16 protein-coding genes are annotated in these 18,884 nt (G+C 62.1%); 9 read left to right on the top strand and 7 right to left on the bottom strand.

Features of this window, described 5'->3' with window-relative positions; translation table 11 throughout:
- Positions 1-6: 6 nt before the first annotated feature.
- Positions 7-912, bottom strand: a complete 906-nt coding sequence (locus M1E12_RS09235) for a DMT family transporter (RefSeq protein WP_162760026.1) — start codon at positions 910-912, stop codon at positions 7-9.
- A 228-nt stretch (positions 913-1,140) separates the two neighbouring features.
- Here M1E12_RS09235 and M1E12_RS09230 point away from each other — a divergent pair, with 228 nt between their 5' ends.
- Complete coding sequence (locus M1E12_RS09230) at positions 1,141-3,675, top strand: methyl-accepting chemotaxis protein (RefSeq protein WP_479564475.1); 2,535 nt, start codon at positions 1,141-1,143, stop codon at positions 3,673-3,675.
- 23 nt (positions 3,676-3,698) lie between these two features.
- On the opposite strand, the gene moaA is transcribed toward M1E12_RS09230, so the two are convergent.
- Entirely contained in the window at positions 3,699-4,763 is a 1,065-nt protein-coding gene (moaA, locus tag M1E12_RS09225) for a GTP 3',8-cyclase MoaA (protein ID WP_479564863.1), read from the bottom strand.
- Positions 4,764-4,889: 126 nt separating this feature from the next.
- On the opposite strand from moaA, the gene M1E12_RS09220 reads away from it, so the two are divergent.
- On the top strand, positions 4,890-5,252 hold the full coding sequence (locus M1E12_RS09220; RefSeq protein ID WP_479564474.1) for a gamma-butyrobetaine hydroxylase family protein: 363 nt from the start codon (positions 4,890-4,892) through the stop codon (positions 5,250-5,252).
- On the opposite strand, the gene M1E12_RS09215 is transcribed toward M1E12_RS09220, so the two are convergent.
- Positions 5,233-5,724 (bottom strand): MarR family winged helix-turn-helix transcriptional regulator, encoded by a 492-nt coding sequence (locus M1E12_RS09215; protein WP_136541550.1) that lies wholly within the window; start codon positions 5,722-5,724, stop codon positions 5,233-5,235. The two genes, M1E12_RS09220 and M1E12_RS09215, sit on opposite strands and share 20 nt — an antisense overlap.
- A gap of 47 nt (positions 5,725-5,771) precedes the next feature.
- Here M1E12_RS09215 and M1E12_RS09210 point away from each other — a divergent pair, with 47 nt between their 5' ends.
- Both M1E12_RS09210 and M1E12_RS09205 read left to right on the top strand, forming a co-directional pair.
- Complete coding sequence (locus M1E12_RS09210; RefSeq protein ID WP_479564473.1) at positions 5,772-6,698, top strand: alpha/beta hydrolase; 927 nt, start codon at positions 5,772-5,774, stop codon at positions 6,696-6,698.
- Between the two features lie 68 nt (positions 6,699-6,766).
- Positions 6,767-7,375 carry a pyridoxamine 5'-phosphate oxidase family protein gene (locus M1E12_RS09205; protein ID WP_479564472.1) on the top strand — a complete coding sequence of 203 codons (609 nt, stop codon included), beginning with the start codon at positions 6,767-6,769 and terminating at the stop codon, positions 7,373-7,375.
- Between the two features lie 9 nt (positions 7,376-7,384).
- Here M1E12_RS09205 and M1E12_RS09200 read toward each other — a convergent pair whose 3' ends face one another.
- Positions 7,385-8,449 carry a GGDEF domain-containing protein gene (locus tag M1E12_RS09200; protein ID WP_113459513.1) on the bottom strand — a complete coding sequence of 355 codons (1,065 nt, stop codon included), beginning with the start codon at positions 8,447-8,449 and terminating at the stop codon, positions 7,385-7,387.
- A 216-nt stretch (positions 8,450-8,665) separates the two neighbouring features.
- Entirely contained in the window at positions 8,666-10,273 is a 1,608-nt protein-coding gene (locus M1E12_RS09195; RefSeq protein WP_479564471.1) for a fumarate hydratase, read from the bottom strand.
- A 171-nt stretch (positions 10,274-10,444) separates the two neighbouring features.
- Between M1E12_RS09195 and M1E12_RS09190 the strand changes: the two genes are divergently transcribed.
- Complete coding sequence (locus M1E12_RS09190; RefSeq protein ID WP_479564470.1) at positions 10,445-11,317, top strand: GGDEF domain-containing protein; 873 nt, start codon at positions 10,445-10,447, stop codon at positions 11,315-11,317.
- Positions 11,318-11,368: 51 nt separating this feature from the next.
- Here the strand turns inward: M1E12_RS09190 and fumC are convergent, their stop codons facing one another.
- On the bottom strand, positions 11,369-12,757 hold the full coding sequence (gene fumC / locus M1E12_RS09185) for a class II fumarate hydratase (protein WP_136541560.1): 1,389 nt from the start codon (positions 12,755-12,757) through the stop codon (positions 11,369-11,371).
- 449 nt (positions 12,758-13,206) lie between these two features.
- Between fumC and M1E12_RS09180 the strand changes: the two genes are divergently transcribed.
- Complete coding sequence (locus tag M1E12_RS09180) at positions 13,207-15,081, top strand: L,D-transpeptidase family protein (protein WP_479564469.1); 1,875 nt, start codon at positions 13,207-13,209, stop codon at positions 15,079-15,081.
- Between the two features lie 70 nt (positions 15,082-15,151).
- On the opposite strand, the gene M1E12_RS09175 is transcribed toward M1E12_RS09180, so the two are convergent.
- On the bottom strand, positions 15,152-15,823 hold the full coding sequence (locus M1E12_RS09175) for an HAD family hydrolase (RefSeq protein WP_479564468.1): 672 nt from the start codon (positions 15,821-15,823) through the stop codon (positions 15,152-15,154).
- 147 nt (positions 15,824-15,970) lie between these two features.
- On the opposite strand from M1E12_RS09175, the gene rpiA reads away from it, so the two are divergent.
- From rpiA to gor, 3 genes are all read left to right on the top strand, one after another.
- Complete coding sequence (gene rpiA, locus M1E12_RS09170; RefSeq protein WP_136541566.1) at positions 15,971-16,672, top strand: ribose-5-phosphate isomerase RpiA; 702 nt, start codon at positions 15,971-15,973, stop codon at positions 16,670-16,672.
- A gap of 17 nt (positions 16,673-16,689) precedes the next feature.
- Positions 16,690-17,232 carry a DUF2059 domain-containing protein gene (locus M1E12_RS09165; RefSeq protein ID WP_113459520.1) on the top strand — a complete coding sequence of 181 codons (543 nt, stop codon included), beginning with the start codon at positions 16,690-16,692 and terminating at the stop codon, positions 17,230-17,232.
- Positions 17,233-17,347: 115 nt separating this feature from the next.
- Positions 17,348-18,736: a glutathione-disulfide reductase gene (gene gor / locus M1E12_RS09160; protein WP_136541568.1), complete on the top strand. Its 1,389-nt coding sequence runs from the start codon at positions 17,348-17,350 to the stop codon at positions 18,734-18,736.
- Positions 18,737-18,884 lie beyond the last annotated feature (148 nt).

Below are 18,884 nucleotides of genomic sequence, written 5' to 3'. Positions count from 1 at the left end.
CCGATATCAGCCGGGGGAGGCCGGGTCGGCGCGGCGGGCAAGCGCCGCCTTCCGCTTGCTCTCGCGGTAGAATGTGTAGAGCCCGGAGCCGATGACAATGGCTGAGCCGATGACCATCCAGAGGTCGGGCGTTTCGCCGAAGAACAGCATGCCGAGAAGCACGGCCCAGAGGAGGCTCGTATAACGGAACGGCGCGATGAACGAGATCTCGCCTGTTCGCATCGCCATGATGATGGCCTGGTAGCCGGCAAACAGGAAGATCGAGGCAAAGGCCAGTCGCCCGAGCGCGCTGCCCGACATCGGCTGCCAGCCGCCAAAGGCCGGTATCAGCAGGAGTCCGGCGAAGGAAATCGAGGCGGCGGTGAACAAGGTGACGGTCAGCGAGGAGATCCTCGCATCGATACGTCGTGTGACGAGGTCTCGTCCGGCCGCCATGACGACGCAGAGGACGATGTAGAGGGAAGCAAGCGTGAACCCCTCGGGACCCGGCTGGATGATGACGAGGACGCCGATGAAGCCGAAGCCGATCGCTGTCCAGCGCCGCCAGCCGACCGGTTCCTTATAGAAAAGTGCTGCGCCCAAGGTCACCGCGAGCGGCAGGGACTGGAGGATGGCGGAGGCATTGGCGAGAGGCACCTGTCCCAGGGCGGCCAGGAAGGCGACTGCCGCGACGGTCTCGAAAGCGATCCGCACCAGGATCATCGGCTGCAGGATGTTCTTGATGTGGTCGAGGGCACCCATGCGCCGCGCAACGATGTAGACGAGAAGCGCCGTGAAGGCGCCGCGCACGAACATGATCTGCGCCACGGTCAGTTCCGCAGTCACCGATTTCGTCAGGGCGTCGTTGAAGGTGAAGCCAGCCATCGAGATCGCCATCAGGAGGGCGCCTCGGGTGTTCTCTGATAATGCCATGCTCGATTCCCGTGCGTACCCGGCGGTTCTAAACCAAGCGGCATGCGCGAGGAACAGAATTCGCCTTTTCTCCCGCTGAAACGATGCTGCAGTGCCAAAATGACGAATTGCGATTAACCATTGTTCAAACTGAACACTGCAATCTCTCGCGTGGCGCACATGAGGTGGCGCCTGTTTTTCGATACCGGGTAATGACCTCGCGGGATATCGACCTCTTTCGAGGGCCTCATGAGTTTTATTGATCGCCTCCTGCAAAGCCGCAGGATCGTCACCAAAGTCTTGCTATTCGTCGTTCCTCTCGTTCTGCTCATGGCTGGCGTTGGCCTCCTGGGCTATTGGACCGCCACTACGCTCAACGGCCATATGACCGTGACCCGCGCCACGATCGGCAACATCAGCGATCTGGAGCGGCTGCAGCAGGGCCTGCAGGAGTTCAGCCTCGAACCGACGGAAAAGAGCAAGGATGCGCTTTCGTCGGCTATCGATGATCAGGAAAAAGGGCTGGCCGTGCTGAACGGTGTCCTCGCCAAGCAGGCGCAGGCGGGCGATCTATCGGCACTCACCGGTTTGCCCGGCACGATGCGAGCGCAGACGACCGCGCTGTGGGACAACAAGACGACGCGCGACGAGCTGGATGCGGGCCTGACGTCCGCCGTCGCGGCGCTGCAGGCGGAGGGCCAGCAGATCGTCAAGCAGGTCGATTTCGTTCGCACGGATCTGGCGGGCAAAGAACGCTTCGCCAAGGAACTGCTTTTCGACGCATCCGCGTTCAAGTCGCTGCTCGATCGCCTCGGCAAGCTGCGCGTCGGCGTGCAGATGGCCTTCACCCCGGAAGAGCAACTCGCGGAGGCGAAGCTCTATCTGAAGCCCATGCAGAAGGATCTGGCGAAAGCCAACGAGATCGCATCCGAGAAGGGCAAGGTGCTGGTTGGGGAGGTCGATGCCGCCATCACCAAGGTCGAGACGATCCTGAACCAGTCGGGGCCGGATGATGCACGGGCGCAGGAGCTCGGACGGGTTCTCGCCGAACTGGTGGAGATCGAACAGAAGATCACGCTGCAGGCGGCCAAGAACAGCGACGTCGCGGCCGACCGCTTCGTCAGCCTCGACAAACTCGTGGCCGAACAGAAGGAGCTGATGTCGCTCGTCGACAGTGCGGCGCTCACGATCGCAACCGTCGAACTGCGCGTTCAGCAGATGCTCGGTGCGCTGGATGATCAGGCCCGTGGCGTGGTCGTTGCCGAAGTCGAGGCTCTTCAGAAGGTTGCCGCACGCATCTCCGAGCTTGGTGCCAAGAACAGTGCGCTGCGCGACTTCCCGCAGAAGATTGCGCCGCATCTGGCATCCATCACAGAGAACTCCCAGGCCCGTCTGGATGCCGGGCGTGACTGGCAGGATAAGCGCCTGGCGGCGAATGCTGCCGTCTCTGCTGCGATGGAATCACTGCGCAACTTCGTGAGCCAAGCCCAGGAAATCGGCCGTGAAGACAGCGAGCGCTCGGCGACCATCTCGGTCATCACCATGGTCGTCGGCACGCTGCTTGCCATCATCGGCGGCCTGATGCTGGTGGAGACGCTGCGGGCACCTCTGAAGCGCATCACCAGTGTCATGGCACGGCTGGCGAATGGCGATCTTTCGGTTCCGATCGAAGGGCGCAATCGCGGCGACGAGATCGGCGATATGGTCCGCTCCGTCACCGTCTTCCGCGACGCGGCGTTGGAAAACAAACGTCTCGAAGAGGAGGCGGAAGCCGCCCGTTCGCGCTCCGAACAGGAGAGTGCCCAGCGTGCGCAGGAACGGGCCCGCGTCGAGGCCGATCAGCGCTCGGCGCTCGAAGCCCTGTCTTCCGTGCTCGAAGCGCTTGCCAATGGCCAGCTCAACGTCTCCATGCGCGACGACCTGCCGGCGGACTTCGTTGCCATGGCGTCAACCTACAACCAGGCTGTCGAAGCGCTGCGTGCTACGCTTGAAGAGGTCCGCGCGGCAAGCGTCGATATCAATGCCGGGACGGAGAACCTCGCAGTCTCGGCTGACGATCTCGCGCGCCGGACGGAGCAGCAGGCGGCAGCGCTCGAGGAAAGCGTGCGTGCGCTGTCGCACCTCAGCGACGTGGTTCGCTCGACGGCCGACGGGGCAGGGCGCACCGCCCAGTCCGTTCAGTCGGCCCGCGATCACGCCCGCGAATCGGGTGTCGTCGTGCGCAAGGCAGTGGAGGCCATGGCCGAGATCAGCCGTTCGTCGGAAAAGATCTCGACCATCATCGGCGTCATCGACGAGATCGCCTTCCAGACCAACCTTCTGGCTCTCAATGCAGGCGTCGAGGCCGCCCGGGCCGGCGAAGCTGGCCGCGGCTTTGCCGTGGTCGCCCAGGAAGTCCGCGATCTTGCCCAGCGCTGCGCCAATGCGGCGAAGGAGATCAAGACGCTGATTTCGGTCAGTGGCGGTCAGGTCAAGTCGGGTGTCGAGCTCGTCGAGAATACGGGTGTGGCGCTGCAGTCGATCATCGATCAGGTGGAAGAGGTGCAGTCGCTTGTCGAGAGCATCTCGGCCGCCACCCGCGAGCAGTCGACGGGCATCAGTGAGGTGACGTCCGCCGTGCGTGATGTCGAACTGATCACGCAGCAGAATGCGGCGATGGTCGAGGAAAACAACGCCGAGATCCAGGGGCTTCGCCAGCGCGTGGATATCCTGATGCACAAGATCTCGCGCTTCCGCACGGATACGCAGCGCGCGGACCTGCAGTCCTATCGCCGGTCGGCATGATCGTTTGAACCGACCGGCGGCGGTCAGCCGCCGGTCACGCTCATGTGCCGGGCAACGGCTGGCTTGCGGTGGTTCCGGTCGATGATGAAGTCGTGGCCCTTTGGCTTGCGCGAAATCGCCTCGTCGATCGCCGCCGAGAGATAGGCATCGTCGTCGGAGGCTCTGAGCGCGGTGCGCAGGTCGGCGGCATCGTCCTGACCAAGACACATGTAAAGCGTACCCGTGCAGGTCAGCCGCACGCGGTTGCAGCTCTCACAGAAATTGTGGGTGAGGGGCGTGATGAAGCCAAGGCGACCGCCGGTTTCGCGCACCTCGACATAACGCGCCGGTCCACCGGTGCGATAGGGGATGTCGTCCAGGGTGAACTGTTCTTCGAGCCGTTGGCGAACCAGTGAGAGCGGCAGGTACTGGTCCGTCCGGTCTTCGTCGGTCTCGCCCATCGGCATGGTTTCGATCAGGGTCAGGTCCATACCCTCGCCATGAGCGAAACGCATGAGATCCGGGATCTCGTGCTCGTTGAAATCCTTCAGCGCGACGGCGTTCAGCTTCACGTGGATGCCCGCTGCCTGGGCGGCGCGGATGCCTTCCATGACCTTGTCGAGCTCGCCCCAGCGGGTGATCGTCTTGAACTTGACCGGATCGAGCGTGTCGATCGATACGTTGATGCGGCGCACACCGCAGTCGGCGAGCTCGGCCGCATTCCGGGCAAGCTGCGAGCCATTGGTCGTCAGCGTCAGTTCGTCGAGGCCGCTTCCGATGTGGCGCGACAGGCCGCGCACCAGATGCATGATGTTCTTGCGGACCAGTGGTTCGCCGCCGGTGAGCCGCAGCTTACGAACGCCCTTTGCAATGAAGGCGGAACAGAGCCGATCGAGTTCTTCCAGCGTCAGGAGGTCTTTCTTCGGCAGGAAGGTCATGTTCTCCGCCATGCAATAGGTGCAGCGGAAATCGCAGCGGTCCGTGACGGAAACACGTAGATAGGTGACCGAGCGGCCGAAGGGGTCGATCATCGGAGCGGCACGGTTTGTGAGCGGTTCGGCATTGCGCCAGTTGGCGGGGCTATGGTCCAACAGGTCTCTCCTGTGCATTTCCGTCAATGTGGGGCCAAGGCCTGGAAGCGTCAAGTTGACACCTGATATCTCAGCGAAATTGCGTTGCAAACCGGAGAGGATCGACCTAGGTCTGCAGCATTCGAACCGAAAGACGAGTGCCCCATGAGTGAGATCTGGCCGAGCGAATTGAAGGTGTCCAAGGATCGCCGTCTGTTGACGGTGACCTTCAATGACGGCGTCGTCGCCGCGCTTCCGGCGGAGATGCTGCGGGTTCTCTCACCTTCCGCCGAAGTGCAGGGGCACGGGCCCGGCCAGAAGGTCACGGTGCCGGGCAAGCGCAACGTCGCCATCCGCCAGATGACGCCTACGGGGAATTATGCTGTGCGTATCGGCTTCGATGACGGACATGACACCGGCATCTTCACATGGCTCTACCTGCGCGAGCTCGGCGAGACCGGCGATGAGAAATTCGCCGCCTACGAAGCTGAACTCGCCGAGAAGCGTCTCAGCCGCGATCCTCGCTGATCTCCAGATCCTTCATGTCGTCCGAAGACAACATGCGCTGAATGAGAAGGTCCATGTTGTCAGCCAGGCGCTGGCAATCCTCGATCGGCGTTGCCGACAGCGTCCGCTCGATGAGCTCCGTCTGAATGCGCATGGCCTTTTCGCTGAGCGCCCGTCCCTCGTCGGTCAGGGCCAGTCTGAGCACGCGCTTATCCCGCTGATCGGGCCGTCGCTCGAGAAGGCCGCGCTTTTCCATCTGGGGCAGAAGCATGCTCATGTTGGAGCGACCGACGAGCAGTTTCCGCGCGAGTTCCTGCTGCGAGATGCCTTCGAACCGGTAGAGATTGACCAGGATATCGAGATGCGGCGGCTTGATGTCGAGCGGTGCCAGCGCTCGCCCCAGGGCTTGCTGCATCAGCTGGCAGGCCCGGGCAACGGAGATCCAGCTGCGAAAACGGGGATGGTCCCAGGGGAAGGCTTGCGTTTTGTTCATTCTTGTACTTTATTGTTCAGCATTGAACATTTGATGGGATTCCGACTATGCCATCCTTTCCTCTCAAGGTCACCCGCCTCGCTTTCACCGGGCTGGAGAAGATGTCGCCGACACTCGCGGGGCGGCTCGCCTTCGAGCTCTTCTGCCGGACGCCAAGCCGTCGCCCGAAAGGCGCGAAGGCGAAGCAGGTCTTTCTGACCGGACGCAACAGGCTTCGGCAGGCGCAGACGGTGCGGCTTGCACTGTCGCGCGGTATGGCGGCGGTCCACGTCTTGGCCGTGCAAGGTGTGCCCGCCAATGGCCGTCGGGTGCTCGTGGTGCATGGCTGGGGATCGCGGGTCGAGTATCTCACGGACCTTGCGACGGGTCTTCGCCAGACGGGAACGGAAGTCGTCATGCTCGACCTGCCCGGGCATGGGGCATCGAGCGGACGGCGGCTGGACCTCAAGATTGCAGCGGAAGCCATCGTCGCGGCTGAACGCCATTTCGGACGCTTTGACGGCGTGGTCGGGCATTCTTTCGGCGGGGCGGCCGTGATGATGGCAGCCGGACACGTCTTCCCGGAACTTCAGCCCTTGAACGCGGCCCGCATCGCCTTGATCGGCTCGCCTTCCAGCATGGGTGAAGTGTTCAACGGCTTTGCATCCACGGTCGGTCTCGGACGCGGCAGTGTCGGGGCCATGCGGAACAGGGCGATGGAATTGGTCGGTGCCCAGGTCGAGGATCTCGATGGGGTCGCCGTCGCGCGGCGCATCGACCGGCCGCTGCTTGTCGTCCATGCCGAAGACGACAAAGAGGTCAATGTCGGCCATGCGCAGCGCTATATCGGCGTGTCACCGCATGTCCGGCATCTCTGGGCCAATGGCCATGGTCACCGCAGGATCGTCAGCGCGCCCGAAGTCATCCATGCGGTTTCCTCTTTCCTCACGGCCGCCGATGCCTCCGACAATTCGAGGGTGCGCGCGGTGTCATGAAGCCGTCATGGGGCTTCCCTAAGCCGCGCCGTTGAGAAATGGTGGCGGCGCGAAACGGGAGGCGACTCATGACGATCATCAGCAGTGTCGAGGAATTGAAGGCGATCTATGGTGACGTGACCGAGGCCTCGACCGCCAAGGTCACGACCCAGCTGACGCCGGCCTATCGACGCATGATCGAGATGTCTCCCTTCGTTGCCCTGGCGACGGTCGGGCCTGAAGATCTCGATTGCTCGCCGCGCGGTGATCGCGGCTCGGTCGTCCGTGTCGAAGACGAGAAGACGCTCGCCCTGCCGGACTGGCGCGGCAACAACCGTGTGGATTCGCTTCTGAATATCGTGCGGGACCCGCGGGTTGCGCTGATGTTCCTGATCCCGGGCTCGAGCAGCGTCATGCGGATCAATGGTCGCGCCGTTGTGTCGGTCGCGCCAGAGCTTCTCAACAGTTTCGAGATGGAAGGCCGCCATCCCCGGAGTGTGGTGGTGGTGACGATCGAGGAAGCCTATTTCCAATGCGCCCGCGCCGTGATGCGCGCCGATCTGTGGGCGGCTAACAGCCAGGTGGCGGCCAAGGATCTGCCGACGCCCGGCGAGATGCTCAAGGCTGCAAAAGAGGACTTCGACCGCGAGACATATGATCGCGAGTGGCCGGCGCGGGCCGCAAAGACCATGTGGTGATCGCCAGCGTCAGCGCTTGTAGATCAGCCAGCTCTTGGTGAAGTCCTTCTTCATCCCGTCTTCATAGGGCTTCGTGCGATTGCGGCCGGCATTCTTGGCGCAGTAGAGCGCGATGTCAGACCGGGCGTATAGCTCGCCGGCGTCTTCGGCATCCGAGGCCATGGCGAAGCCGAGCGAGATGGTGATCGGCCCGTAGTTGACGCCGGTCTTCGAGTTCTTGAAAGGCGTGGTCTCGAGCGCGATGCGGACCCGTTCGCAGGTCTGATAGATCTCGTCCGTGGTATTGCCCTCGATGATGATGGCGAATTCCTCGCCGCCGGTGCGGGCGACGAAGCAGTCCTTGCGGACATTGCTGCGGATCACGGTTGCAACGGTCGCGAGGATCTTGTCGCCGACCGGATGGCCATAGGCGTCGTTGACCTTCTTGAAGTTGTCGATGTCGGCGAGAACGAGTGCGGCAAGCGGCTTGGTGCCGCTGGTGTAGACGGATGCGAGCTTTTCGTCGAAGGCGCGGCGATTGGCGATGCGGGTGAGCGAATCCGTGTTGGCGATCCGCTTGTATTCGTCGAGCTCGCGACGAACCTCGTCCATCTCCTGGGAACGCTGCGACATCTGCACGACGGTTTCCTCACCATGCGCCATGGTGGAACCGGTGGCTTCGGTCAGGATGCTGATCGCACTGCGCAGGATGTCGGCGCTGTTGCTGCTCTTGGAGTTGATCCGGTGGTAGGTTTCGCCCAGCAGCCGATTGTAGCTCTGCAGCGAGTTCTGCTCCTGCTGAAGCAGCCGCAAAAGCCCATCCAGTTCACCGATCAGCTTGCTATGGACGTTTTCGATGGCCTTGGTCTGGTGGGCCGCGAAATATTGCTCACCGAGGGCATCCAGCTCGTCCTGGGTGGCGCGGCTGCCGAGCGCTGCCAGTTCCCGGGTCAGGGAAGGGTTCGAGCCGATGAAGGCCTCGTAAAATAGCTCGTAGTTACGCGGGATAGGAGCGACCCCCATCGAGCGCATTGCATAGGTGATCTGTGCCGCAACGTCAGGTGTCTGCGTCTTCGGCGGTGTTGCCGTGCTCATTCGGCCAACTCCAGTGGTCGTCAGTGCTGGCCTTAAGGCCCTAAGAAAAATTAGGGGCAAATGATTGGAAAATGTTTAATATTCGAGCAACGACAAATTGTCGGTGCGAAATGAGCAATTATCGCTCACGACCCGCAAGTATTTCAGATCTTTCAGAAATTCGCCGTTGCGGAGTGTGCCTTCCGCAACGGCAGTCAGTGTCGTTCTCAGGAAAAATCAGCCGAGGTTGAATTCCTGGAAGAAATCATTGCCCTTGTCGTCGGTGACGATGAAGGCAGGGAAGTCTTCGACCTCAATCTTCCAGACGGCTTCCATGCCCAGTTCTGGATATTCCAGCACCTCGACATGTCTGATGCAGTCCTGTGCGAGACGCGCGGCCGGGCCGCCGATCGAGCCGAGATAGAAGCCGCCATGCGTCTTGCAGGCTTCGCGCACGGCACGCGAGCGATTGCCCTTGGCGAGCATCACCATGGAGCCACCGAAGGACTGGAACTGGTCGACATAGGAGTCCATGCGTCCCGCCGTTGTCGGACCGAACGAACCGGAGGCGTAGCCGGTCGGGGTCTTGGCCGGGCCGGCGTAATAGACCGGGTGGTTCTTCATGTAATCCGGCATGCCTTCACCCTTTTCCAGGCGCTCGCGGATCTTCGAATGGGCGAGGTCTCGGGCGACGATGATCGTGCCGGTCAGCGAGAGGCGGGTCTTGACCGGATGCTTGGTCAGTTCGGCGAGGATCGCGCTCATCGGCTGGTTCAGGTCGATCTTGACGACCGACGAGGAGAGGGCGGTCTCGTCGATGTCGGGCATGTATTTCGACGGATCGGTTTCGAGCTGCTCGATATAGATGCCGTCTTTCGTGATCTTGCCCTTGGCCTGGCGGTCGGCGGAACAGCTGACACCGAGGCCGATCGGCAGCGAGGCGCCGTGGCGGGGCAGGCGGATCACGCGGACGTCATGACAGAAATACTTGCCGCCGAACTGTGCGCCGACACCCATCGACTGGGTCAGCTTGTGGATTTCCTTTTCCATTTCCAGATCGCGGAAGGCGTGGCCGGACTCGGAGCCTTCCGTCGGCAAGTCGTCGAGATAGCGCGCGGAGGCGAGCTTGACTGTCTTCAGCGTCATCTCGGCGGAAAGGCCGCCGATGACGATCGCCAGATGGTAGGGGGGACAGGCTGCCGTACCCAAGGTGAGGATCTTCTCCTTGAGGAAGTCGATCATCCGGTCATGGGTCAGGAGCGAGGGTGTCCCCTGGTAGAGGAAGGTCTTGTTGGCCGAGCCGCCGCCCTTGGCCATGAAGAGGAACTTGTAGGCGTCCTCACCCTCTTCATAGAGGTCGATCTGGGCGGGCAGGTTCGTCTTGGTGTTCTTTTCCTCGAACATCTTGATCGGCGCCAGCTGCGAATAGCGCAGGTTGCGGCGCTCATAGGCGTCGCGGACGCCTTCGGCGAGCGCTTCATAGTCGTGGCCGTCGGTAAAGACGCGGCGGCCTTTCTTGCCCATGACGATCGCGGTGCCCGTGTCCTGGCACATCGGCAGGATGCCGCCGGCGGCGATGTTGGCGTTCTTCAGGAGGTCGAAGGCGACGAAGCGGTCATTGTCGGTCGCCTCAGGGTCGGCGAGGATCGAAGCGAGCTGCTTCAGATGGCCGGGGCGCAGCAGATGATTGATGTCGGAGAGCGCCGTTTCGGCCAGCAGGCGCAGACCCTCCGGTTCGACCGTCAGGATTTCCTGACCTTTGAATGTTTCCACCGAGACGAAGTCTGAGGTGAGCTTGCGGTAGGGGGTCGTGTCTTCGCCAAGGGGAAAGAGATCGTCTGCCATCACGGGGCCTTTCGTGGCATCAGCTTAAGGATTTTCGGTGGTGTAAGCGGAAGGCCTTAAAAATTCAATGCGCCGAAAGCCCAAGCTGCAAGCGTTGACAGGAGGGTTGCCGATCTAAAAAAGGGCGGCTTCGAGCGCTTGTAACTAATGTAATGGATTCGGAGGTAGAGCATGGTGTGGGATGGGACGAGCCGGGCAAACTGGCGCCGTTCGGTCGTCTTGAAGATCTTCGTGATCTGCTTTGTCTGTATCCATATCCCGCTGATCGCGCTGCTCTTGAATTTCGGCACCGGCACCGGGTCGGACGCCTGGTCCATAGGGCTGGTGGTGCTCGGCGCCACGCTCGTTGGCACCGCCGCTTGCCTCGCCGCGATGTGGTGGCTCACGCTGCCGCTGCGCAACCTTGCCAGCGTGATCAGCCGCTATCGGGCGGGCGGTGTTTTTGCCGAAGAGCAGCTTAGCAAATACGGAAACGACGAAATCGCTGTCGTTACCCGGGCCGTGTGCGGGATGGTGGGCGAAATCTCGGCGCTTGCCGAGCGTGTCGAGGGCCAACCGGCGCTCGATCCCTTGACCGGTCTTCTGAATGGTAGCGCTGCCTATAGCGTGCAGCTGCCGTACTTCCCGAGCGATTCCGTCGGCGGCACCGCCATCACCCTTGCCGTATTCGAGCTGGAGGGCATCGAGACCCTGGGTGCGCGACACGGACGGGAGACTGCCGATCTCGCGCTCGTCGCGGTCGGCGATGTGGTCCGCCGATATTTTCTGCCGCGACAGGTGGCGGCACGCATGTCCGGCACCACCTTCGTGCTTCTCTTTTCGGGTGACACGCCGGATGCGGTCTTTGCCTGCTGCGAGGCCATCCGCAAGAGCGTTGCGGAACTCGAAGTCGGCCCGCTTGCGGCTGGCAGCCTGCGCGTGACGTTCGGGATCGCCGTGCGTCAGTCGAGCGAACCCATCGCTGACCTCCTGCACAAGGCGGATATGGCGCTGTTTCGCGCCAAGGACATGCTGCGGACCGGTCTCGAGACGCTGAGATCCTGACCCCGCTCGGGCCGCGGCAGCGCCTATAACGACGCCGCCGCGGCGTGACCGTTACTTCGGTCCGATCATCAGTTCCGGACGCACATACTCATCGAATTCCTCATTGGTGAGGTATCCGCCGCCGACTGCCTCCTCGCGCAGTGTGGTGCCATTCTTGTGCGCGGTCTTGGCGATCTTGGCGCAGACGTCGTAGCCGAGCTTTCCGTTCAGCGCGGTCACCAGCATCAGGGAGTTTTCGACGCCCTTGCGGATGTTGTCCTCGCGCGCCTCGATGCCGACAACGCAGTTGTCCGTGAAGGAGACCGCGGCGTCGCCCAGCAACTGGACGGACTGGAGGAAGTTGTAGGCCATCATCGGGTTATAGACATTGAGCTCGAAATGGCCCTGGCTGCCGGCAAAGGTGATCGCGGCCTGATTGCCGAAGATATGGGCGCAGACCTGGGTCAGGGCTTCGGATTGGGTCGGATTGACCTTGCCCGGCATGATCGAAGAACCCGGCTCGTTTTCCGGGAGTGCCAGCTCGCCGAGGCCGGCGCGCGGGCCCGAGCCCAGAAAGCGGATGTCATTGGCGATCTTGAAAAGGGCGGCCGCGGCCGCATTGATCGCGCCATGGGCAAAGACCATGGCATCGTGGGCGGCCAGCGCCTCGAACTTGTTGGGCGCGGTGATGAAGGGCAGGCCGGTGATGCGGGCGATTTCGTCCGCCACCTTCTCGGCAAAGCCGATGGGCGCATTGAGGCCCGTCCCAACGGCGGTGCCGCCCTGGGCGAGTTCGTACAGGCCGGGAAGGGTGATTTCAATGCGCTTGATCGAGGACGCGACCTGGGCGGCGTAACCGCCGAACTCCTGACCGAGCGTCAGTGGGGTGGCATCCTGGGTATGGGTGCGGCCGATCTTGATGATGTGCGCAAAGGCTTTCGCCTTGGCATCGAGCGCGGCATGCAGGTGCTTGAGCGCTGGCAGCAGGTGGTGAACGACATGTTCGGCGGCGGCGATGTGCATGGCCGTCGGATAGGTATCGTTCGACGACTGGCTCATGTTGACATGGTCGTTGGGATGAACAGGCTTCTTCGATCCCATCTCGCCGCCCAGCATTTCGATCGCCCGGTTCGAGATGACCTCGTTGGCATTCATGTTGGACTGCGTTCCGGAGCCGGTTTGCCAGACGACGAGCGGGAAATGCTCATTCAGCTTCCCGTCGATGACCTCCTGAGCGGCATTGACGATCGCGTCTCCAAGCTTGGGGTCGAGCTTGCCAAGGGCCATATTTGCCCGAGCGGCGGCTTGTTTGACGATGCCGAGCGCACGCACCACCGGCAGGGGCTGCTTTTCCCAGCCGATCTTGAAGTTGCCGAGCGAGCGTTGCGCCTGGGCGCCCCAATAGCGGTCACTTTCGACTTCGATCGGTCCGAAGGTGTCGGTCTCTGTGCGGTGTGTCATCTTCTATCCTGCCTGTTGCGGGGGCTCGTTCTGGCTGTCGGCTGTGTGGTTGGATCTAGGTGTTCGCCGCGCCGATGCAAGCTGCACATCATAAGATGACGATCCTTGTCAACTATCGGTGTCGGTTCCGTGCGACCTGTCGCAGACCCCGCCTCGCTGTGGCCTTTCCAGCACGTGTCACGACTATTTGTGATCATGTGAATGTGGATCTCTGGGGCGGATTCGTCACCAGTTGTTAACGTCAATCAAAATTTAACGAATGTTTCCATTTAGTTTGCGCGGAGGCGGGCGTTCGGATCGCTTCACGGCTCACGCAAACTTGACGCCGTGCTCTCGACGAGGGCGCCGCCGGCCAACTTTTCAACGAAATGCTGATCCGCTAGTGATCCGCGCTGAAACTCATGATGCCGCGAGTCCAGTCTGGACTCGGACCGGGAATGGAAGAGAGAATGACGAGAAACACGAAATTCGTAGTCACCGCACTCCTTGCAGCGACTACAGCGGTCGGAACCCTGCCGGGCGAGGCGACTGCCACCACGCTTCTCGATCTTCTCAGGGGCGGCCCGGGCCGTCAGGTGAAACAGCAGGCGGCGCCCGCGTCGCTCGAAAGCCAGGCGCGTGGTGGCCTTGAAATGGGAGATCCGGAGCCTCTCCCGAAGATCTCTGGCCCGCAATACTATACGTACAAGGCCGAGGCACAGCGCGCGATCAAGATCAAGCTGCCGGTATCCGAACCCACGGCAGGCTCGACCGAGACGCAGGCCCCGCCGGAAGTTCTTGGTGCGCGCCGCTTCCTGTCGGATGTCGCCGTGCGGGCGACCGACGAGGTGGCGAAGACCGTCGAAAGCTATTACGGCAATCCGAACAAGCCGCTTATCTGGACGGACGGGGAGGGCATTTCCCCGCGCGGTCGCGCCATGATCGAAGCGCTTGCCGCTGCTGATACCGTCGGCCTCTCGCCGGACGATTATGCCGTGGCCATGCCGGCCGAGACGGCAGATCCTGCCGATCCGGAAAAGCGCCAGCGGGAGCTGATGACCTTCGAGGTCGCGCTTTCTGCCAAGGTGCTGACCTATGTGCAGGACACGGCTCGCGGTCGCATCGATCCGAACAAGATTTCGGGTTATTACGACTTCAAGCGCAAGGGCGTGAACATCGCGCCGGTGCTCGATATGCTGCGCATGAGCCCCGACGTCGCGGCCTATCTGCGCAATCGCGATCCCAAGAGCCCGCAATTCATCGCATTGCGTGACGAACTCGCGCGGCTGAAGGCCGAGGATGCGGCTGCGACGACGCAGGCGATCACCATCACGCCCGGCACGCTTCTGAAGCCCGGGCAGAGCACCCCGGAAACGGCGCAAGTCATCGGTGCGCTGAAGCAGGTCGGCTCGGAAGCCTTGCTGGCCGAGCATTCCATGGCGCTCAACGCCTATACCGGCACGCCGGAATACACGCCGGAGCTGGTCGCGGCTGTCGAAGCGTTCCAGAAGGAAAAGGGACTGAAGCCGGATGGCGTCGTTGGTCCCGCTACGATCCGGGCCATGACCGGCCACAGCAACGCCGAGAAGATCGCCAAGCTGCAGGTCTCGCTCGAGGCAATCCGCTGGCTGCCGGCCGATCTGGGGCAGCGCTACGTCTTCATCAACCAGCCCGCTTTCACCGCATATTACGTGAATGATGGCAAGGAACAGCTGGCGATGCGCGTCGTGGTGGGCTCGAAGGCCAACCAGACCTATTTCTTCCAGGACCAGATCGAGACTGTCGAATTCAATCCCTATTGGGGCGTGCCGAAGTCGATCATCGTCAACGAGATGCTGCCGAAGCTCCGGGCTGATCCGTCTTATCTCGACCGTCTGGGTTACGAGGTTTCCTATGGTGGCCGCAAGGTGGCCTCGAGCCAGGTCGACTGGAATGCGACACATGCGGTCGATGTTCGTCAGCCCCCGGGTGGCGACAATGCGCTGGGCGAGCTGAAGATCCTGTTCCCCAACGAGCACGCGATCTACATGCACGACACGCCGTCGAAGAGCTTCTTCAAGCGCGACATGCGCGCGCTCAGCCATGGGTGCGTGCGCCTTGCCGAGCCGCGTGTGATGGCCGCTGCCGTCATGGGCACCACTGTCGAGGAGATCGGCAAGCAGATCGCCTCGGGTCAGAACCGCGCCGTCCAGGTGCCGCAGAAGATCCCGGTCTACGTGTCGTATTTCACGGCATGGCCGAACAAGGATGGCGTGGTCGAGTATTATGACGACGTCTATGACCGCGACAGCCACACGGCGAAGGCCTTCAAGGCGACCACGGATGCACGCGCACCGCGCGCCTGAGCGGAAACAGGATTTCGAAAGCAGAAAAGGCGGCCTCCGGGCCGCCTTCGTCGTTTCTGGTGCGTGAGGCTCAGCGCGTGAGCGTCTCGACCAGTTCGACCGTCAGCTCGTCGAAATGACCGATGACTTGTGTCGCGCCGAGCTCGTCGACGGCCACGTCCGAATAGCCGAAGGGGACGGCGATCGAGGGGATGCCGCCATTTCTCGCAGCCAGGATGTCGTTGATGCTGTCCCCGATCATCAGGACCTTGTCGCGGCTGCCGCCGGCGCGGTCGACCGTGGCCAGGATGTGCTCCGGGTCGGGCTTGCGGAAGGCAAAGGTGTCGCCACCGGCAATGGCTGAGAAGTGGCGCGTCAGCTCCAGCCGCTCTAGCAAGGGCAGGGCCAGGCGCTCCATCTTGTTGGTGCAGACGGCGAGAATGTAGCCCGCCGATTTCAGCCTGCCGAGCGCCTCGATGAGCCCGGGATAAGGGTGGCTCTTGCCGGGCATGCCGGCTTCATAGTGATCGATGAAGCGATCGAGCAGGCCTGGAACCTCGTCATCGGTGAGCGGCGCGCCGCGCAGGGCGAAGGCTCGCTGGATCATCACCCGCGCCCCCTGGCCGACGAGATGGGTGAGATCCTCGTAGCTCACCGGATCCAGATCGCGGGCGGCAATGGTGTGATTGAGGCTTTCGACGAGATCGGGAGCCGTGTCGATCAGCGTTCCGTCGAGGTCGAAGACGATGGTCGTTGTGGTCAAGACGGGCCTCCCTTGCGCATTCTTTAATGTCCGCCCCGGTAGGGGAAATCCTCTGAAAAGGCAATGTCGCATGGCGATGCAGGGCTTTCACTCCGACAAGGAGGCGTGTAAACAGCTTCCAACGAAACGGACGGGAGCTTTCGGCGCATGGACGCCCGCGAAATGAAGATCAAGGCCGCAGCCGCGGCACTGGAGCATGTCGAAGATGGCATGCGTCTCGGGATCGGAACTGGTTCGACTGCGGAAGAATTCGTCCGCCTGCTGGCGGAAAAGGTTGCGGGCGGCCTGAAGGTTCAGGGGGTGCCGACGTCGGAGCGCACCGCGCGTCTTTGCCTCGAACTCGGCGTGCCGCTGAAGTCGCTGGACGAATTGCCCGAACTCGATCTGACCATCGATGGCGCCGATGAAATCGACCCGCAATTCCGACTGGTAAAGGGCGGCGGCGGCGCGCTCCTGCGCGAGAAGATCGTGGCGGCTGCCTCAAAGCGCATGATCGTGATCGCCGATGAGACCAAGCTCGTCGACACGCTCGGCGCCTTTCCGCTGCCGATCGAGATCAATCCGTTTGGCCAGGCATCGACCCGTCTTGCCATCGAGCGCCTCGCCGCGGAGCTCGGACTGTCCGGTCCGATGACGCTGCGCACACGATCCGACGAGAGCCTGTTCATGACGGATGGTGGACACCTCATTCTCGACGCATCTTTTGGCCGCATTCCTGATGCAGACGCACTGGCAAGCCGGCTCAACCAAATCCCCGGCGTGGTGGAACACGGCCTATTCATTCACTTGGCATCGCTTGCGATCATCGCCGGACCGGCGGGTGCGCGGGTGATGGAGCCGAAGAACTAACAGGAGCATTGAATTTCATGATCAGCTTTACGGGTATGGGCCGCTTCGCCTCGATCGCCGTTATCGCCGGCAGCCTTGCGCTGGGCGCCGTTTCCGCCAAGGCACAGGATGTGCCGGCCGAGCACATGCAGGCTGCGCGCGACGCGATCACGGCGCTTGGCGTGACCAACCGCTTCGATGCGATCCTGCCGAACATCATGGATCGCCTGACGGCGCAGCTCATCCAGGCCTATCCGAACCTGCAGGACGTCATCTCTGCCAAGGTCGAAGAAGAAGCGCTGAAGCTCGCCGCCCGCCGCGCGGACCTCGAGCGCGAAGCCGCTCTGGTTTATGCCAAGGCCTTCACGGCCGAGGAACTAACCCAGATCACCGCGTTCTACAACAGCGAAACCGGTAAGAAGCTTCTGAAGGACGGCCCGATCGCCACGCGCGAACTCCTGAAGGCTGCCGATATCTGGACTGCCGGCATTGCCCGTGATCTGGAGCAGCAGGCCAATGCGTCGCTTCTCGCCGAGGTGCAGGCGCAGCAGCCGGCCGCCGCAGAAGCACCGAAGCCATAAGGCATTCGACGCTGGATTTTGAAGCCCGGGCATCGTCCCGGGCTTTTCTTTTGGTGCTTGCGTCTCCTATATCAAGCACAGTTGCAGCAAGCGCCCGACCGGGCAGGAGATCTCCATGAGCCAATTCGACTACGACCTTTTCGTCATCGGTGGCGGCTCTGGCGGGGTCCGCAGCGCGCGTGTCGCGGCCTCACTCGGCAAGAAGGTGGCGATCGCGGAAGAATACCGCTTCGGCGGCACCTGTGTAATCCGCGGCTGCGTGCCGAAGAAGCTCTTCGTCTATGCCTCGCAGTATCACGAGCATTTCGAGGATGCTGCCGGTTATGGCTGGACCGTGGGCGAGAGCAAGTTCGACTGGCCCTCGCTGATCGCCGCCAAGGACAAGGAAATCGACCGTCTCGAGGGCCTCTATCGCAAGGGGCTCGAGAATGCCGGTGTCGAAATCCTTGAGACACGGGCTGAAATCACCGGGCCACACAGCGTGCGACTGGTGAAGGGTGGCGAGGAAGTCACGGCCGAGCGGATCGTCGTTGCCGTCGGTGGCGCACCCAATCCCCATGCTGCCCTGCCAGGCTATGAACACTGCATTTCGTCGAACGAGGCCTTCCATCTGGAGAAGCTGCCGCGCTCGATCCTGATCGCCGGTGGTGGTTACATCGCCGTGGAATTTGCCAATATCTTCCACGGGCTTGGTGTTGAAACCACGCTGATCTACCGAGGTGCAGAGATCCTCAGCCGCTTCGATCACGACATGCGTCGTGGGCTGCATGAGGCGATGGAGGCAAAGGGCATCCGGATCCTCTGCCATGACCACGTGCAGAAGGTGACGAAATCGCCGGCCGGCAATCTGGAGGTCGATACAATCAATCATGGGCGGCTCGTCGTCGAACAGGTGATGCTGGCGCTTGGGCGCGATCCGAACACCAAGGGGCTTGGCCTCGAGGCCGCCGGCGTCGAGATCAACGAGCGTGGCGCGATCGTCGTCGACCAGTATTCTCGCACCAATGTGCCGAGCATCTTCGCGCTGGGCGATGTCACGGATCGCGTTCAGCTGACGCCGGTCGCCATTCATGAGGCCATGTGCTTCATCGAGACGGAGTACAAGAACAATCCGACTTCTCCGGACCATGATCTGATCGCCACGGCCGTCTTCTCGCAGCCGGAAATCGGCACGGTCGGCCTTTCTGAAGAAGCCGCTGCCAAGAAGTTCGAGGAGATCGAGGTTTACCGCGCGCAGTTCCGGCCGATGAAGGCAACCCTCTCGGGCCGTGCGGAGAAGATGATCATGAAGCTCATCGTCAACGCCGCGGATCGCAAGGTCGTTGGTGCACATATCCTCGGACATGATGCCGGGGAGATGGCCCAATTGCTGGGCATCACGCTGAAGGCCGGATGCACGAAGGACGACTTCGACCGCACCATGGCAGTTCACCCGACCGCAGCCGAGGAACTGGTGACCATGTACAGCCCGAGCTACCGGGTGCGGAACGGCGAGCGGGTCTGACCCGCCGCGGCTAAAGTCAGAACACCGTTAGGGGTGCGGACCTCGCCCGAGGTCCGCAGTCCGCTTTAGAATTTTGAGAGAAGATCCAGCCCGAGAACGGGTGCCGACAGCGCGGCGAGGCTCAAGAGAGAGAGCAGGGCAATGCGGA

This window comes from Rhizobium sp. K33 (assembly GCF_056501445.1).
The sequence above is the reverse complement of the archived record's forward strand: the minus strand, read 5'-3'. Positions and strand labels throughout refer to the sequence as shown.

Coding starts and splice junctions, on each gene's coding strand:
- M1E12_RS09235 (WP_162760026.1), bottom strand. CDS start 912: ATGGCATTATCAGAGAACACCCGAGGCGCCCTCCTGATGGCGATCTCG.
- M1E12_RS09230 (WP_479564475.1), top strand. CDS start 1,141: ATGAGTTTTATTGATCGCCTCCTGCAAAGCCGCAGGATCGTCACCAAA.
- moaA (WP_479564863.1), bottom strand. CDS start 4,763: ATGCACAGGAGAGACCTGTTGGACCATAGCCCCGCCAACTGGCGCAAT.
- M1E12_RS09220 (WP_479564474.1), top strand. CDS start 4,890: ATGAGTGAGATCTGGCCGAGCGAATTGAAGGTGTCCAAGGATCGCCGT.
- M1E12_RS09215 (WP_136541550.1), bottom strand. CDS start 5,724: ATGAACAAAACGCAAGCCTTCCCCTGGGACCATCCCCGTTTTCGCAGC.
- M1E12_RS09210 (WP_479564473.1), top strand. CDS start 5,772: ATGCCATCCTTTCCTCTCAAGGTCACCCGCCTCGCTTTCACCGGGCTG.
- M1E12_RS09205 (WP_479564472.1), top strand. CDS start 6,767: ATGACGATCATCAGCAGTGTCGAGGAATTGAAGGCGATCTATGGTGAC.
- M1E12_RS09200 (WP_113459513.1), bottom strand. CDS start 8,449: ATGAGCACGGCAACACCGCCGAAGACGCAGACACCTGACGTTGCGGCA.
- M1E12_RS09195 (WP_479564471.1), bottom strand. CDS start 10,273: ATGGCAGACGATCTCTTTCCCCTTGGCGAAGACACGACCCCCTACCGC.
- M1E12_RS09190 (WP_479564470.1), top strand. CDS start 10,445: ATGGTGTGGGATGGGACGAGCCGGGCAAACTGGCGCCGTTCGGTCGTC.
- fumC (WP_136541560.1), bottom strand. CDS start 12,757: ATGACACACCGCACAGAGACCGACACCTTCGGACCGATCGAAGTCGAA.
- M1E12_RS09180 (WP_479564469.1), top strand. CDS start 13,207: ATGACGAGAAACACGAAATTCGTAGTCACCGCACTCCTTGCAGCGACT.
- rpiA (WP_136541566.1), top strand. CDS start 15,971: ATGGACGCCCGCGAAATGAAGATCAAGGCCGCAGCCGCGGCACTGGAG.
- M1E12_RS09165 (WP_113459520.1), top strand. CDS start 16,690: ATGATCAGCTTTACGGGTATGGGCCGCTTCGCCTCGATCGCCGTTATC.
- gor (WP_136541568.1), top strand. CDS start 17,348: ATGAGCCAATTCGACTACGACCTTTTCGTCATCGGTGGCGGCTCTGGC.